The sequence below is a fragment of the Streptomyces sp. NPDC041713 genome, from assembly GCF_055591085.1.
The window spans coordinates 60,732-75,204 of sequence record NZ_JBVIZY010000018.1; the positions used below are offsets into that span (position 1 = coordinate 60,732).

Consider the following 14,473-nt stretch of genomic DNA (forward strand, 5'->3'; position numbering starts at 1 on the left):
GTTGCCCGGCGGGTCGCGCCACCGCCGGGCGGCGGGTCATGCGCTCGCGGAGGGCGGCAGGACCTGCGATCACCGCGCAACGCGCCCGCTCCCCCGGCCCCACTCCGGTCCGCTTCGGTCCCCCGTACGAATCCGCGCCCGACGTTCTGTTCCTCGTACCAACTCCGCTTCCGGCCGCATCCTTAGCGTGGCGGTCATCCCACCATCTGGAGGAGTCCCCCGTGCAGGCCGACCACGTTTCCCGTCCCGCGCCGCCGCCGCTCGGCGCCATGCTCGACGACCTCGAAGAACTCGTCTCCTGCGAGTCCTACTCCGCCGACCACGAGGCCGTGGCCCGCAGCGCCCGGGTCGTCGCGGAGCAGGGCGCCCGGCTGCTCGGCGCGCGGCCCCGGACGCTGGTGACCGGCGGCGTGACGCATCTGCAGTGGACCTTCGGCACCCCGCGCGTCCTGCTCCTCGGTCACCACGACACCGTCTGGCCCATGGGCACCCTGACGACCCATCCGTTCTCGGTACGTGACGGCGTCGCGCGCGGGCCCGGCGTCTTCGACATGAAGGCGGGGCTGGTGCAGATGTTCCACGCACTCTCCCTGCTGCCCTCCCTCGACGGCGTCTGTGTGCTCGTCACCGGTGACGAGGAGGTCGGCTCGGACACGTCCCGCGCGCTCATCGAGGACACGGCGCGCGCCTGCCGTGCGGCCCTCGTCCTGGAGGCGTCGGCGGCCGGCGGCGCCCTCAAGACCGCCCGCAAGGGCGTCTCCCACTACGACCTCACGGTGCACGGCCGCGCGGCCCACTCCGGCCTCGACCCCGAGAAGGGCGTCAACGCGGCCACCGAACTCGCCCGCCACCTGCTCGCCCTGCAGGACATCACCGACACGGTGACCGCCCGCACCGGGCCGGGAACGACGATCACCCCGACGGTGATGTCGGCCGGCACGACCACCAACACCGTCCCGGCCCGCGCCGAACTGTCCCTCGACGTCCGGGTCCCCACCCCGGCGGCGCAGCAAGCGGTCGACGCTCTCCTGCGGGGGCTCACGCCGCACCACCCCGAGGCCCGGCTGCGGGTCGACGGCGGACCCAACCGTCCGCCGCTCGACCCGGAGGCCTCGCGCGAGCTGTTCCAGCTTGCCGACGAGGTGGCCGTCCGCTCGGGACTCGGCCCGCTGCGGCAGGCTGCCGTCGGCGGCGCGTCCGACGGCAACTACAGCGCGGGCGTCGGCTGTCCGACCCTCGACGGCCTCGGTGCCGTCGGCGACGGCGCCCACGCCGCCCACGAGCACGTGGTGACCGAGGCCATGCCGGAGCGCGCCGGGCTCCTCGCCGGCCTCGTGGGGGCGCTGCTGTGAGCCTCCTCGACATCCGGGCGCTGCACACCGTGGCGGAGTTCGAGGCCGTCAGCCGTCTCTACGCCGGCATCTGGGGCACCGACCCGAGCACGGCGCCGGTCTCCGCCGAGGTGATGCGCGCGCTCGCCCACGCCGGGAACTACGTCGCCGGGGCGTACGAGGAGGGCCGGCTGACCGGCGCGTCCGTCGCCTTCTTCGGGGAGCCCGCGGGCACCACCCTGCACTCCCACATCACGGGCGCCGAACAGGGGCGCGGCGTCGGCCTCGCCCTCAAACTGCACCAACGCCAGTGGGCCCTGGAGCGCGGCCTGAAGCGCATCACGTGGACGTACGACCCGCTGATCCGGCGCAACGCCCACTTCAACCTGACCAAACTCGAGGCGCGCCCCGAGGAGTACCTGGAGTCGTTCTACGGCGCCATGGACGACGCCATCAACGGCGGCGACGAGTCGGACCGGGTCCTCGCCGCCTGGGACCTGTCGACCCCGCTCCCGGCCGCCCGTGCCGACGGCGTCCCGCTGCCCGCCGACGCCGCACACGCCGTGCGCGACCGCGACGGGCACCCCGAACTGACGGAGACGGGCGCCGAGTTCGTGCTCGTCGACCTGCCGGACGACATCGAGGCGCTGCGCCGCACCGACGCATCGGCCGCCCGCGCCTGGCGGATGGCCGTCCGCAGGACCCTCGGCGGACTGCTGGCCGACGGCGCCCGCGTGGTCGGCTTCCACGACCGGCGCAGCTATGTCGTCCAGCGCCTCCAGACCACCCCCGCCCACCTGCCCACCGGGAGCGAACAGTGACCAAGACGAAGATCTCCGGCATCGAACTGCGCCGGATCGCGATGCCGCTCGTGGCGCCGTTCCGTACGTCTTTCGGGGTCGAGACGAACCGTGACGTCCTTCTCGTGCGGGTCGTCACGCCCGACGGCGAGGGCTGGGCCGAGTGCGCCGCGATGTCGGAGCCGCGCTACTGCAGCGAGTACGTCGACGGAGCCCAGGACGTGCTGCGCAAGTTCCTCGTTCCCGCGCTGCCCAAGGAGGGCGTGGACGCCGCGGCGGTGGGGCGGGCGCTGGCTCCGTTCACCGGCCACCACATGGCGAAGTCGGCCCTGGAGAGCGCGGTGCTCGACGCCCAACTACGGCGTACCGGGGAATCGTTCGGGTCGTATCTCGGGGCTTCGCGGGACCGCGTTCCGTGCGGGGTCTCGGTGGGCATCATGGACTCGGCCCCCCAGCTCCTCGACGCCGTCGAGCGCTATGTCGCCGAGGGCTATGTGCGGATCAAGCTGAAGATCGAGCCGGGCTGGGACGTCGAACCCGTCCGCGCGGTCCGCGAACGCTTCGGGGACGATCTGCTGTTGCAGGTGGACGCCAACGCCGCGTACACGCTCGTGGACGCCCAACACCTCGCCAAGCTGGACGACTTCGGCCTGCTGCTCATCGAACAGCCGCTCGCCAACGACGACATGGTGCAGCATGCCCAGCTGGCCAAAATCCTGCGCACGCCGATCTGTCTCGACGAGTCCATCGAGTCCGCCGCCCACGCGGCCGCGGCGATCTCCCTGGGGGCCTGCTCCATCATCAACGTCAAGCCGGCCCGGGTCGGCGGCTATCTGGAGGCCCGCCGCATCCACGACCTCGCCCGCGCGCACGGCGTTCCCGTGTGGTGCGGCGGCATGCTGGAGACCGGCATCGGACGCGCCGCGAACGTGGCGCTCGCCGCGCTGCCCGGCTTCACCCTGCCCGGCGACACCTCCGGCTCGCACCGCTACTTCGCGACCGACATCACCGAGCCGTTCGTCCTCGCGGACGGACACCTCGACGTGCCCACCGGCCCCGGACTCGGGACGGAACCCCTTCCGGACGTCCTCGACGAGGTGACCACCGCGACCGAGTGGATCGCTCTATGAGGTAGGGGAACGCTCAATGAGGCAGGCGAACGCCCTGCGAGGCAGGGGATCGCCCGTCGACCGCCTGACGGGCAGGCGACGGCGACACCTCGTCGCCCCGCGCCGGCCGGGGCCCACCGGAGGCCATACCGCGGGCGGCACGGACCTGGCCTCCGTCAGAGCCCCCCGAACTCCTCACGGCGCGACCGCCCCCCGCGGCAACGGTCGCGAAATGACCGCCCATTCCCTGCACTTCACCGTGGCGGAACGGATGCCGACCACGATGAACCCCGTCAGTATCTTCCCGGCATTCGGACGGCGTCCAATATCAGTTCCTACTGAGCGCCAGTCCGGTCGGTTATGGGGAACCGGCCGGTCCGGGCCCCGGTGACAGGACCCCGGAAGGCGCGCCGCGCACCCTCGGTCACGTACACCGGATGGCCCAGCCGGGGTGCGGGCCGCCGCTCCGGACGGTCTGCTGTCGGAGGTATGGGCTACCACATAGACAGCCCGCGCCAAGCGGGCACCACACGACGTGACGCACTGGGCATGGCGGCGGCGCTCCTCACCGGCGGCGTCCTCTCCGCGGGGGCGGCCGCGCCCCGGGTCGACCAGGAGGAGCCCGACGGCGCCTGTCCGGCCACCTACGATCCCGACTTCGAGGCGGCGCTCGCCGAGGCCGACGCGGCGCTCCCGGAGGACGACGCCCGCGGGCTCCCCCCGGAGGGCCCACGCCCACGGTTCAGACTGCCGCTGCGCCGCCACTTCCGGGTCACCACCCGCTACGGCGCCCGCGGCAACTGGTCCGCAGGCCACCACACCGGTGTCGACCTCGCGGTCCCCCGCGGCACCCCCGTGTACGCGGTGGGCGCCGGGGTCGTCGTGCTTGCCCGCTGGTCCGGCGCATACGGCAAGGCCGTGACCGTACGGATGTCCGACGGGCACTACGCCGTGTACGGGCACCTCTCCAGCATCCGGGTGCGGCAGGGCTCCCATGTCCGCGCCGGCACGCGGCTCGGGAGCAGCGGCAGCACCGGGCGCGCCACCGGACCCCACCTTCACCTGGAGATCAGAGCCCGGCGGCAGTACGGCTCGGACATCAACCCCTACCGGTACCTGGCCCGGCGGGGCGCCCACCTCTGGTGACCGCCGTGGGGCCGGTGCGACGGTCGAAGGGCCGGCCCCGGCCCGAGGTCCCGCGCAGCGCACGGTGATGCGCGTTCGCGCGCGGCCCGTCCCCTCCTCCGCGCGGCCGTCCCCTCCTCCGCGCGGCCCGTCCTGTCTCCTGCGCGGCACCCGACCGCATCGGGCACAGAATGTCGGGTCCGACACCATGCGCGCTCCCTAGCGTGGTGATCACAGGAAAGGAAGGAGTCCGGGCGTGCTGGAGCGGCTGAACGAGGCCATGGAGCACATCGAGCGCCACCTCGGCGAGTCCGTCGACATGGCGGAGACGGCGCGGGTGGCAGCCACTTCGGAGTACCACCTGCGCCGGATGTTCTCGGCGCTCGCGGGCATGCCGCTGTCGGAGTACATCCGGCGCAGGCGGCTCACCCTCGCGGGCGCCGAGGTGCTCGCCGGGCGGGACACGCTGCTGGAGATCGCGGTCCGCCACGGCTACGGCTCGGGCGAGGCGTTCGCCCGCGCGTTCCGCGCCATGCACGGCGTCGGGCCCGGCGAGGCCCGACGCACCGGAGCCGTGCTCAGCTCCCAGTCCCGGATGACCTTCCGTCTCACCATCGAGGGGAGCAGCAACATGCGCCATCGCGTAGTGGACAAGCCGGCCTTCACCGTGGTCGGCCACAAGGCCCGGGTGCCGCTGGTGCACGCGGGACCGAACCAGGCGATCATCGACTTCGTCCGCGGGATCCCGCGGGAGGACGTGGAGCGTCTGGAGAAGCTGTCGGACCAGGAGCCGCGGGGCGTCCTCGCCGTCTGCGACGACCTGGACCCGAGCCGCGCCGAGGGCACCGAACTCGACTACTACCAGGGGGTGATCACGGCTGCGGCCGCTCCTGAGGGCGCGGCGGAGCTGTCCGTCCCGGCCGGCACGTGGGCGGTCTTCACTGCCTCGGGGCCGATGCCGGAGACCGTGCAGTATCTGTGGCGGGACGTGTTCACCGAGTGGTTCCCGTCCAACCCGTACCGCAGCCGCCCCGGCCCGGAACTCCTGCGGATGCGGATGCCGGAAGGCGGGACCGGGACCGGGACCGGGACCGGGACCGGGACCGGGGCCGAGGGTGACGCCGAGCTGTGGCTGCCCGTGGAGCTGGAGCGGGGCTAACGCGTGCGCCTCACGGCGAAGCGGGACGGCGGTACGCCGAAGGCGCGCGTGAACGCCGCGGTGAAGGCCGCCGGCGAGGAGTAGCCGATCCGGCCGCCGACGTCGCTGACCGAGGCGGTGCCCAGGAGCGGTACCGCCGCCAGCAGACGGGCGCGGCCCCGCCACACGGCGGGGCTGTCGCCCGTTTCGGCCCGGAAGCGCCGGGTGAAGGCGCGTTCGCTCAGGGCGGCCGCGGCGGCCCAGGTGGCGTTGGTGACGTCGGGGTCCGGGGCGTCCAGGTAGGCACGGCACAGCCGTGCGAGGTCGGCGGAGGCGGGCATGCCCACGTGGAAAGGGAGCGGGGCGCGCTCGGCGATCTCGTACAGGAGGAGCGCGGCGATGGTTCCCTCCCGGCCGGACAGCCGGTAATCGGGCTCGAACTCGGCGGCGGCCAGGAGCAGTTCGCGCAGGAGCGGCGGCACGTCCACGACGGTGCAGGTGGTGGGCCACCAGGGGACGGCGCGCGGTTCGATGTACAGGCTGCGGGTGCTCACGCCCAGCATGCGGACCCGGTGCCGGGTGGCGGGCGAGATCAGTACGGCGCGCTCGGGCGGAACCGTCCAGGCCCCCTCGGCGGTGTCGACGGCCATGACGCCGGTGGCGCCGTAGAGGAACTGGGCGCGCCGGTGTTCGTGCCAGTCCAGTACGTGGCCGGGGGCGTAGTCGGTGCCGATCGGCAGGACGGCCCGGTCGACGTGGTCGACCTCAGCCAGGGGGACGTTCCTCACCCCGCCACCCTAGTGGCCGACTCGCGAAAGAACGGTGCCGACCATCGCATGCGGGCGGCCGGGTGGGGCTGGTGGGGTGAGGTCCATGGACTACGTGATGTTGGTCGGCGTGGGGCTCCTCACCGGGGTGACGACGGTGCTGTTCGGTTTCGGGGGCGGGTTCGTGGCCGTGCCGGTCGTGGCGGCGGCGGACGCCTCGCTCGGCGGTGACGCGATGCGGGTGGCGACGGCCACCTCGGCCCTGGTGATGGTGGTGAACGCCGGGTTCGCGACGGCCGTCACGCCGCGACGCGTGCTGCTCGCGCTGCGCGGCAGTGGCCTGCTGCTCGTTCTCCTCGCGGCCGGGGGCGCGGCCGGAGCGTTCGCCACCCGGTTCACGCCGGACGGTCTGGCCCGCTGGGCGTTCGTCGCGTACGTGCTGCTCACCATCGCCGACTTGTTGCTGCGCCCGGGGTTCCTGCGCCCCGGGTTTACGCGCCCGTACTCGGGCGGCGCGGAGTCGGGCGGTTCAGAGACGAACCGTGCGGAGACGAGCGGTGCGGCGTCGGACCGTGCGGAGACGGGCGGCGGTCCGCGTCCGCTGCCGGCCGCCGTCGGTGCGCCGATCGGCGCCGTGGCCGCCTTCCTCGGTGTGGGCGGCAGTGTGATGACCGTGCCCGCGATGCGGCGGGCCGGCCATCCGATGCGGGTGGCGACCTCGCTGGCCAACCCGCTGACCCTCGCCATCGCGCTGCCCGCCACCGCGGTCTCGCTGGCGGCGGCCGCGGTCCCCACCGCCACGAATGCGCGGGGCCACTTGGTGGGTCTGCTCGACGTCGGCGCCGCCGCGGCCCTGCTGGCCGGGGCGCTGCCGGTCATCGCGGTGCTGCGCAGGCGACCGCCCCGGATACCCGACCGGGCCCATGCCTGGGCGTACATCGGGCTGCTCGCCCTGGTGGCTCTGGCGATGCTGTTCCTCGCGTGAGGCGGGAGGGCGGGCGCGGCCCTGGACTCAGGGTTCCCGCCGCCAGCCGGCGGCGTCCGGGCACGCGGCGGGCGCGGAGCCGAAGGCGAAACGGAGGAAGTGCTCCAGCGCGGGCGTCCAGGTGGAGAAGTCGTGGCCGCCGGGTCCCGAGCAGTAGCGATGCGGGACGCTCTGCTGCTTCAGAACCGTGTGCAGCGCGTTGTTCCAGGCGTACGGATCCTCGTTGCGGCCGGCGTAGAGCGCCATCCGGCCCCGGTACGACCGGTACGCCTCGGGGCGGCCCTGCGCCACCTGGGCCGGGTTGAACGCGGGCCAACCGGACTGCGGCCCGAAGACCAGCTCGGTACGGCGTAGCGCGTCGGGGTTGCCGGGGAACAGGTACTTCCAGTAGTTCCCCACGTCACTGCCCGAGCCGTGCCACCAGAACCGCGCCCCGTAGAGCGTGGTGCCCTCGTCGACGATCTGCTGGTGGTCGGGGCGCCGGATGTCCGTGCCGCCGGAGAAGGCGCCGACGGCGCTGAACAGGTCGGGGTGCTGGGCCGCGTACTTCAACGCGCCGTAGCCGCCCATGGAGATGCCGGCGACGGCGCGGCGGCCGGAGGTGGCGAAGTGCGCGTCGATCCAGGGCACCAACTGCTTGATGTGGAAGGTCTCCCACTGCGGTGTGACGTTGCCGTAGGTGTATCCGTCCCAGTCGGAGTAGAAGCCGACTTTGCCGCCCTCGGGCATCACGACGATGTCCTTGAAGCCGGCCCGCGTGATGCTGCGGACGGCGTTGCCGCCGCCGCTGGTCCACTGCTCGTAGTCGGCGGCGCCGCCGTGGAGCAGGTAGAGCACCGGGTACTCCGCCGACGGGCTGTAGTCCGCGGGCAGATGGACACGGACCCGTACGGGCCTTTGGACCGGGGCGATCTGCGGCGCCCCGGGACCGCGCGGGGTGAACAGCGCCCCGGTGGTGAACTCCGCCTCACAGACCTGCCCGTCCGGCGCGGGCCGCCAGTCCCGCAGGGCGAGGCCGTTCGTGTCACCGGACCCGATGTCCGGGCAGCTCACGGCGGCCCGGGCGGGCGGGGCGAAGACCCTGGGGAGCATCAGGCCTAGGGCCAGCGCAGTGGCCGTAAGGAACGCCTCGAAGGATCTTCTCCGCCACCGCATGGCCCCCACCACTCCACTCCACGCCCCGGGGCCGCGCCCCGCCGCCAACAGCGCTTCGACGCTATCGCCGCGGTAACGCGCCCACATACCACCGAGGTTGGAGATCGAGTACCGCGGTGGTTTACCAAATGAGGGCAGCCCCTGGCCCCGGAAGCGGAGTGATCAGCAATCCGGGCTCAGCGCAGAGCGCCCGCGAGATAGGCGTTGCGGGTCCTGATGAGGCGGGGCATGTACCAGCGCAGGACCGTGCGGTCGGCGATGCGGCCGAGAAGTCCGAGCGGCGAGGCGAATTCGATGACGTCCCTCATCACGGTGCCGCCGGTGCCGTCCGGCTCGAAGTGATGGCTGTGATGCCATCGCTTGAACGGGCCGCTCTCCTGCTCGTCCACGAAGCATCGGGGCGCGTCGTACGACGTGACGCGGGCCGTGAGCCGCCAGGTCAGACCGAAGTGGCGGGCTTCGAAGGTCACCGTGTCGCCGAGCGAGAGACCGCCTCGTGTCCTCCCGCCGACCGCCCGCTCCGACGAATCGGCCATCGACTGCGTATGCGCCTCCACATCAAGGCACGCATCGAACACCCGCTCCGGGGGCGCGGCGACGGCGGTCACGATCTCGAAATGCGGCACCGGACCATCCTAGAGGGGGGCGGGACGGGATGCGTGATGGGCCCATTACATGGCGCGGATGTGTGCGAGCGCGGTGTCGAGGAGCTTGCTCACCTGGTGGAGGGTGGTGGCGGTGGCGGTGGCCAGGCAGGCGGGGTGCTGGGCGAGCGGGGTGAGAACGGCGTGGCCCTTCTCGGGATCGTCGCCGATGAGGATCGATGGATGGTCGGTGGTGAGGTGGGGGTCCACGACGAGGAGCTGGCCGGCGGCGCGGTGTCCGCCCAGCACGGCGGGGCCGTCCCAGGCCGGTGCCGTTCCGCCGTAGGCGGTGTGCTGGTCCAGGACGGGGCGCCCGCCGCGGTGCACGGTGAGACGGGTGGTGAGGTGGCCCGGGGGTTCGGCCGTGCGGCCGAGGAGTTGCTCCTCACGCAGCAGGACGGCGGCGGTGGATGAGAGGTCGACCGTGCAGGTCTGGTGCAGGGTGCTGCCCGAGGCGCTGATCAGGGGCTTGGGCAGCCAGGTCAGCATGGCGTGGTCGGCGACGGTGAGGCGGACGTCGTAAGTGGCGGGTGTGGCGGTGGCGCCGGGCAGCGCGATGGTGGCGGTCGGCGTGGTCACCTCCAACCTGGCGTGTTCCTCGGCGGTGATGTCGAGGGCGAGCCGGTCCCCGCCGAGCGGTGCGCACATGGAGCTGATCACGCTGACCCGGGCCCACCCGTCGTGGGGTTGCGTCTGGTGCAGATGGAAGGGGCCGCTGTTGCGCATGAGCGGCACGGTCGTGGTGGAGCCGTGGCGGGCGGCTTTGATGACGGCGGTGGCCCGGACTCCGGAGTGTTCGGGGTCCGTTGGTAGCACTCGCCCGTCCCCATGCCTTCCGTCTGTCCGACCGCTGTCCGCCTCGCTTCCCGCGGCGGTCGGCGCGGGGGGCGCCGTTGTGGGGGGCGGGCTCGGGTGAGGTGCGGTGGCTGTCATACGGCGGCCTCGGTCCGCCAGGCGGCCAGGCAGCCGTTGACCCAGTCAGCGACGGGCCGGATACCGTCGTCCGCGGCCAGGCTGGTGAAGACCACGGGCAGGTCGCCGCGCTGCCGGCCGGCGTCGGCGGCCATGGTGTCCAGGTCCGCGCCGACATAGGGGGCGAGGTCGGTCTTGTTGATGACGAGGAGGTCGGCGGTGGTGATGCCGGGGCCGCCCTTGCGGGGGATGTCGTCACCGCTGGAGACGTCGATGACGAACACCTGGTGGTCGATCAGGCCCTTGGAGAAGGTGGCGGTGAGGTTGTCGCCGCCGGACTCGATGAGGACCAGATCCAGTGAGGGCAGCGTCTCCTCCAGCTGTTCGACGGCTTCGAGGTTGGCGGAGATGTCGTCGCGGATCGCGGTGTGCGGACAGGCGCCGGTCTCGACGGCGGTGATGCGCTCCGGCGGCAGCACGGCTTCTCGGAGCAGGAACTCGGCGTCCTCGCGGGTGTAGATGTCGTTGGTGACGACCGCGATGGACAGCCGGTCACGCAGGGCGCGGCACAGCGCGGCGACGGTGGCGGTCTTGCCGGAACCGACGGGCCCGCCGAGGCCGATACGCAGGGCGCGGCGCTTGCCGTCGGGACGCAGTGCCTCGGCGCTGGGGGTGTGGTGGTGCGGCAGGGTCGTGGCGTGGTCGAGGTGCACGGCGTTCTCCGAACGGTATGGGGGCGGTGTCAGGAGGCGAAGAGCCGCATGGGCCAGGCGGCGTGCTGTTCGCCGGTGATGTCGAGGAGCGGCGAGGACGCGGCGGGCAGGACTCCGACACCGTCGGTGGCGAGCCGTGCCGCCGCGCCGGCGGCGGTGTGGGCGACGTCGTCGAGTTCGCCGGCGAGCCGGGCGAGCAGGGCGGTCGCGTCGAACGGGTCGAGACTCAGCAGCCGCACCGCCGCCGTCGCCGGGCCGCCGATGCTCTCGTACGCGGCACACTGGGCGGCATCGAGCGGGGTCAGGCCGGCGGCGCGGGCGGCGACGCCCAGGACCACCGGCTGGTGTGCGCCCTGCGGCAGGTGGTGGGCGATCTGGTCGAGCGCGGAGCAGGGCCAAGCGGCCCGGGCGGCACGCAGCATCTGCCGGCCGAGCTTGCGGGCGACCTGCCGCAGTGCCGGTGCGGGGGTGCGTGCGTCGGCGGCCTCGTCCAGCGCCATCGGGTCGTAGCCGGTGGCGGCCGCGGCGGCGAGGCCGGCCGCGGTCAGCCCGGCGGTGTGCAGGCGGCCCCGGCAGAACGCCTCCAGGCTTGCGGCGTCGTGCACCCCGTGCGAGGCGACCGCAACCTCCACACCGCCGGAGTGGGCGTGCCCACCGGCGGGGAAACGGCCGTCGGCCAGGACGAGCAGGGCGGCATGGCTCATGGGAACGGTGGCCTGCCTTTCACAGGTACGGACCTTGGGAGGAGGGACTTCCCGAGCAGGTGGTCCGGCGGCGGAGCGCCGCCGGACCGATGGCGCGCTCAGAAGAGGAAGTACCGCTGTGCCATGGGCAGTTCGGTCTCGTAGAGCTCCGGATCCTTGTGCGGATGATCCTTGTCGAACATCAGCTTGTCGTCGGGCTCGTCATCGTCGTCGGCACCATCCGGAAGGGCCTTCTTCAGCACGGTGCGGGCATCAGTCGTCGTGCCCCTGTTCGCGCCCGGTTCCCCTGTGCCGGGTTCTGTACCCGTACCCGTGCCCGTGCCCGCACCCTCGCCGATGGTGACCTGGAAGGTCTCGGGGCCGATCTCGATCTCCGGCGACTCGTCGTTGAGCTGCATGCTCTGCTTGGTGACGCCACGAGTGGATTTGGTTTTCTTCACCCCCTTGGTCAGGTTGTACGTCTTCTTGATGCCGACCGCCTCGGGCACCACGAAGTTGAAGGAGTTGCCTCCCGGGGCCCGGCCGCATGCTCCCCATACCGGGCGGGGCAGGTACGGCTGCGGTGTCGGGATCGACGCGTTGGCGTCACCGAGCTGCGCGTAGGCGATCTGTCCGCCCTTGATGATCATGTGCGGCTTGACGCCGAAGAACTTCGGCTCCCACAGCACCAGATCGGCGACCTTGGCGGTGCCACCGGAGCCGGCCGGCTCGACGGAGCCGACATGGTCGTCGATGCCATGGGCGATGGCCGGGTTGACCGTGTACTTGGCGATGTAGCGCCTGACGCGGTAGTTGTCGTGCCGGTCGGTGTCCTGCGGCAGAGGGCCGCGGCGCTTCTTCATGACGTGCGCGGTCTGCCAGGTCCGCAGGATCATCTCGCCGATACGCCCCATGGCCTGCGAGTCGGAGGACATCATCGAGATGGCACCGGTGTCGTGCAGCCAGTCCTCGGCGGCCATGGTGGAGGGCCGGATACGCGAGTCGGCGTACGACTTGTCCGCGGGGACCTCGAGGTTGAGGTGATGGCAGATGACCATCATGTACATGTGCTCGGCGACCGTGTTGACCGTCAGGGGCCGGGTCGGGTTGGTCGACGCGGGCAGGACGCTTTCGTAGCCCTTGCCCACCAGCTTCATGATGTCCGGTGCGTGGCCGCCGCCGGCGCCTTCGACGTGGAAGACGTGAATGCCCCGGGGCTTGCCGGTCTTGGGATTCTTGGTGGCGTCGAAGGTGTCCTCGACGAACCCGGACTCGTTCATCGAGTCGGCGTGCAGGGCGACTTGGGCGTGGTAGTCGTCACAGATCTCCAGCGCCTTGTCGATGGCCGCAGGGGTGGCTCCCCAGTCCTCGTGGACCTTGAGGCCGATGGCGCCGGCCTTGATCTGGGCCTCCAGCGCCTGGTAGGAGATCGTGCCGCCCTTGCCGAACAAGCCGATGTTGACCGGGTAGGCGTCCAGGGCCTCGAACGTCCGCCGGAGGTGCCACTCGCCGGGCGTCACGGTGGTGGCCCGGCTGCCTTCCGCGGGGCCGGTACCGCCGCCGATGAGCGTGGTCACCCCCGAAGCGAGTGCCTCGTGGATCTGCCCGGGGCCGATGAAGTGCACATGGGTGTCGATGCCGCCCGCGGTCAGGATCCGCCCGTTGCCGGAGATCACCTCGGTTTCCGGCCCCACCACGAAGTGCGAGGCACGCCCACCCCGGTTCTCCTCGGCCGGGTAGGGCTTCGGAGTCATCGTTTCCGGGTTGTAAGCCTGCCCGATCGCCTTGATCTCGCCGTCTCGCAGGCCGACGTCGGCCTTCACCACACCCCAGTAGTCGATGATCAGCGCACCGGTGATCACTGTGTCCACCGGCTTGTGCGTGGCGTCGCCCCTGGGGAAATGCGACTGGCCCATCGACTCCCGGATGACCTTGCCGCCGCCGAACAGCATCTCGTCGCCGCTACGGCCCGGCCCCCCGCACCAGTCCTCCTCGATCTCGACGATCAGATTCGTGTCGGCGAGCCTGACCCGGTCGCCCTTCGTCGGGCCGTACAGCGTGGCGTAATCCTTCCGCCACAGCGGCACCGGAGGGCGCACGGTGAAGCTGAGCTCGCTCGGCGTCGACTGCGCGACACCACTCGTCCCACTGGAGCCATCACTCATGGGGCCACCTGCCACTCACTCGAATCCTTGACTCGAAGGCCCTTGACCAGGTGGTCTCCCTTGATGGGCACCACCCACACCCTGCATACGTGTTCGGGCTCGATCCGCTCCGACGTGCCGGCCGCGATGTGCAGCCGCTTCCCCCTCACGTCGTCGTCGGCCGGGTCGGTGCACTCCTCGTCCTTGAAGAACTTGAGGCATGTGTTGACGTCTCCCAGGTGGAAGTGGGAGCCGACCTGGATGGGGCGCTTCGCGGTGTTCTTCACCCACAGCGGCCCCTCCCTCAGGGAGTCCTCGTGATCGTCCGCGTTGTACGTCACCGCGTGCCGATCGTCGTCCGGGAGGAGTTCGTACTTGCCCGGGTAGACCTTCGCGTGAGGGTCCGCCTTGCCGAGCGGGTCCGGGATGGTCACCAGCTTCGTGCCGTCCTTGAACGTCGCCTCGACCTGCACATCGCGGATCATCTCCCGCACGCCGTCCATGACCTTGAAGTCCGTCAAGTCGACGCCGGCGGTCTTGCCGGGGATCTTGAGCGACTTCGCCACATCGCTCAGCTTGGTGTCCATGAGCTCGGCGACCGTCTTCGTGTCGTGGCGGGCCTCCTCCAGGACGTAGGCCGCCAACAGCGCCATGACCTCCGGGTAGTTCAGTGCGAGATCAGGCTGGCGCCTGAGTCGTCGTTCGGCCAGATCCGCCGCGGCACGGATCATGAGCCGTTCCTGCTCATGTGGCGTCAGGTGCATGCGGGTTCTCCTCCCTGTGGTTCGGCGTGACGTGCGCGGCGAGTCGCCCAAGGAGAACCCGGTGCGGACGCCACTCATGACTCAACGACCCAGGCAGGAATAGAAGGGGAAGCAATGCATCCATTCATACTTTCGGATGTAGCTTGATCAGCGGGCCTCCGGCGTACCCCCTCATCGAGTAGTACCGGCACTCCAGGCGCTGG

14 protein-coding genes and 1 pseudogene are annotated in these 14,473 nt (G+C 71.6%); 6 read left to right on the plus strand and 9 right to left on the minus strand.

The window, feature by feature from the left end:
* Positions 1–269: 269 nt before the first annotated feature.
* The 5 genes from ACZ6CV_RS34610 (at position 270) to ACZ6CV_RS34630 (ending at position 5,524) form a co-directional block, all read left to right on the plus strand.
* Positions 270–1,352: a M20 family metallopeptidase gene (locus ACZ6CV_RS34610; protein WP_469255590.1), complete on the plus strand. Its 1,083-nt coding sequence runs from the start codon at positions 270–272 to the stop codon at positions 1,350–1,352.
* Entirely contained in the window at positions 1,349–2,152 is an 804-nt protein-coding gene (locus tag ACZ6CV_RS34615; protein ID WP_469255496.1) for a GNAT family N-acetyltransferase, read from the plus strand. The genes ACZ6CV_RS34610 and ACZ6CV_RS34615 overlap by 4 nt, the downstream gene beginning before the upstream one ends.
* A gap of 41 nt (positions 2,153–2,193) precedes the next feature.
* On the plus strand, positions 2,194–3,261 hold the full coding sequence (gene menC, locus ACZ6CV_RS34620) for an o-succinylbenzoate synthase (RefSeq protein ID WP_469255592.1): 1,068 nt from the start codon (positions 2,194–2,196) through the stop codon (positions 3,259–3,261).
* A gap of 468 nt (positions 3,262–3,729) precedes the next feature.
* Positions 3,730–4,386: a M23 family metallopeptidase gene (locus ACZ6CV_RS34625; protein WP_469255512.1), complete on the plus strand. Its 657-nt coding sequence runs from the start codon at positions 3,730–3,732 to the stop codon at positions 4,384–4,386.
* Between the two features lie 235 nt (positions 4,387–4,621).
* Positions 4,622–5,524 carry an AraC family transcriptional regulator gene (locus ACZ6CV_RS34630; RefSeq protein ID WP_469255514.1) on the plus strand — a complete coding sequence of 301 codons (903 nt, stop codon included), beginning with the start codon at positions 4,622–4,624 and terminating at the stop codon, positions 5,522–5,524.
* Here ACZ6CV_RS34630 and ACZ6CV_RS34635 read toward each other — a convergent pair.
* The gene (locus ACZ6CV_RS34635) at positions 5,521–6,291 is read right to left on the minus strand and encodes an AraC family transcriptional regulator (RefSeq protein ID WP_469255516.1); all 771 of its coding nucleotides are present in this window, start codon (positions 6,289–6,291) and stop codon (positions 5,521–5,523) included. The two genes, ACZ6CV_RS34630 and ACZ6CV_RS34635, sit on opposite strands and share 4 nt — an antisense overlap.
* Positions 6,292–6,376: 85 nt before the next feature.
* On the opposite strand from ACZ6CV_RS34635, the gene ACZ6CV_RS34640 reads away from it, so the two are divergent.
* Complete coding sequence (locus ACZ6CV_RS34640) at positions 6,377–7,255, plus strand: TSUP family transporter (RefSeq protein WP_469255518.1); 879 nt, start codon at positions 6,377–6,379, stop codon at positions 7,253–7,255.
* Between the two features lie 27 nt (positions 7,256–7,282).
* On the opposite strand, the gene ACZ6CV_RS34645 is transcribed toward ACZ6CV_RS34640, so the two are convergent.
* The 8 genes and pseudogenes from ACZ6CV_RS34645 to ureA form a co-directional block, all read right to left on the minus strand.
* A complete protein-coding gene (locus tag ACZ6CV_RS34645; RefSeq protein WP_469255520.1) occupies positions 7,283–8,347 on the minus strand; it encodes an alpha/beta hydrolase in 1,065 nt (354 codons plus the stop codon).
* Between the two features lie 239 nt (positions 8,348–8,586).
* Complete coding sequence (locus ACZ6CV_RS34650) at positions 8,587–9,036, minus strand: SRPBCC family protein (RefSeq protein WP_469255523.1); 450 nt, start codon at positions 9,034–9,036, stop codon at positions 8,587–8,589.
* A 45-nt stretch (positions 9,037–9,081) separates the two neighbouring features.
* Positions 9,082–9,780 (minus strand): urease accessory protein UreD, encoded by a 699-nt coding sequence (locus tag ACZ6CV_RS34655; protein WP_469255524.1) that lies wholly within the window; start codon positions 9,778–9,780, stop codon positions 9,082–9,084.
* A gap of 203 nt (positions 9,781–9,983) precedes the next feature.
* Positions 9,984–10,679, minus strand: a complete 696-nt coding sequence (gene ureG / locus ACZ6CV_RS34660; RefSeq protein ID WP_469255525.1) for an urease accessory protein UreG — start codon at positions 10,677–10,679, stop codon at positions 9,984–9,986.
* A 29-nt stretch (positions 10,680–10,708) separates the two neighbouring features.
* Positions 10,709–11,383, minus strand: coding sequence for an urease accessory protein UreF (locus tag ACZ6CV_RS34665; protein ID WP_469255527.1), 675 nt, complete (start codon positions 11,381–11,383; stop codon positions 10,709–10,711).
* A gap of 98 nt (positions 11,384–11,481) precedes the next feature.
* Complete coding sequence (ureC, locus tag ACZ6CV_RS34670; RefSeq protein ID WP_469255528.1) at positions 11,482–13,527, minus strand: urease subunit alpha; 2,046 nt, start codon at positions 13,525–13,527, stop codon at positions 11,482–11,484.
* The gene (locus ACZ6CV_RS34675) at positions 13,524–13,940 is read right to left on the minus strand and encodes an urease subunit beta (RefSeq protein ID WP_469255593.1); all 417 of its coding nucleotides are present in this window, start codon (positions 13,938–13,940) and stop codon (positions 13,524–13,526) included. The genes ureC and ACZ6CV_RS34675 overlap by 4 nt, the downstream gene beginning before the upstream one ends.
* Positions 13,920–14,270: pseudogene (gene ureA, locus ACZ6CV_RS34680) on the minus strand (urease subunit gamma); the annotation flags it as partial. The pseudogene ureA and the gene ACZ6CV_RS34675, both read right to left, overlap by 21 nt.
* Positions 14,271–14,473: the final 203 nt, after the last annotated feature.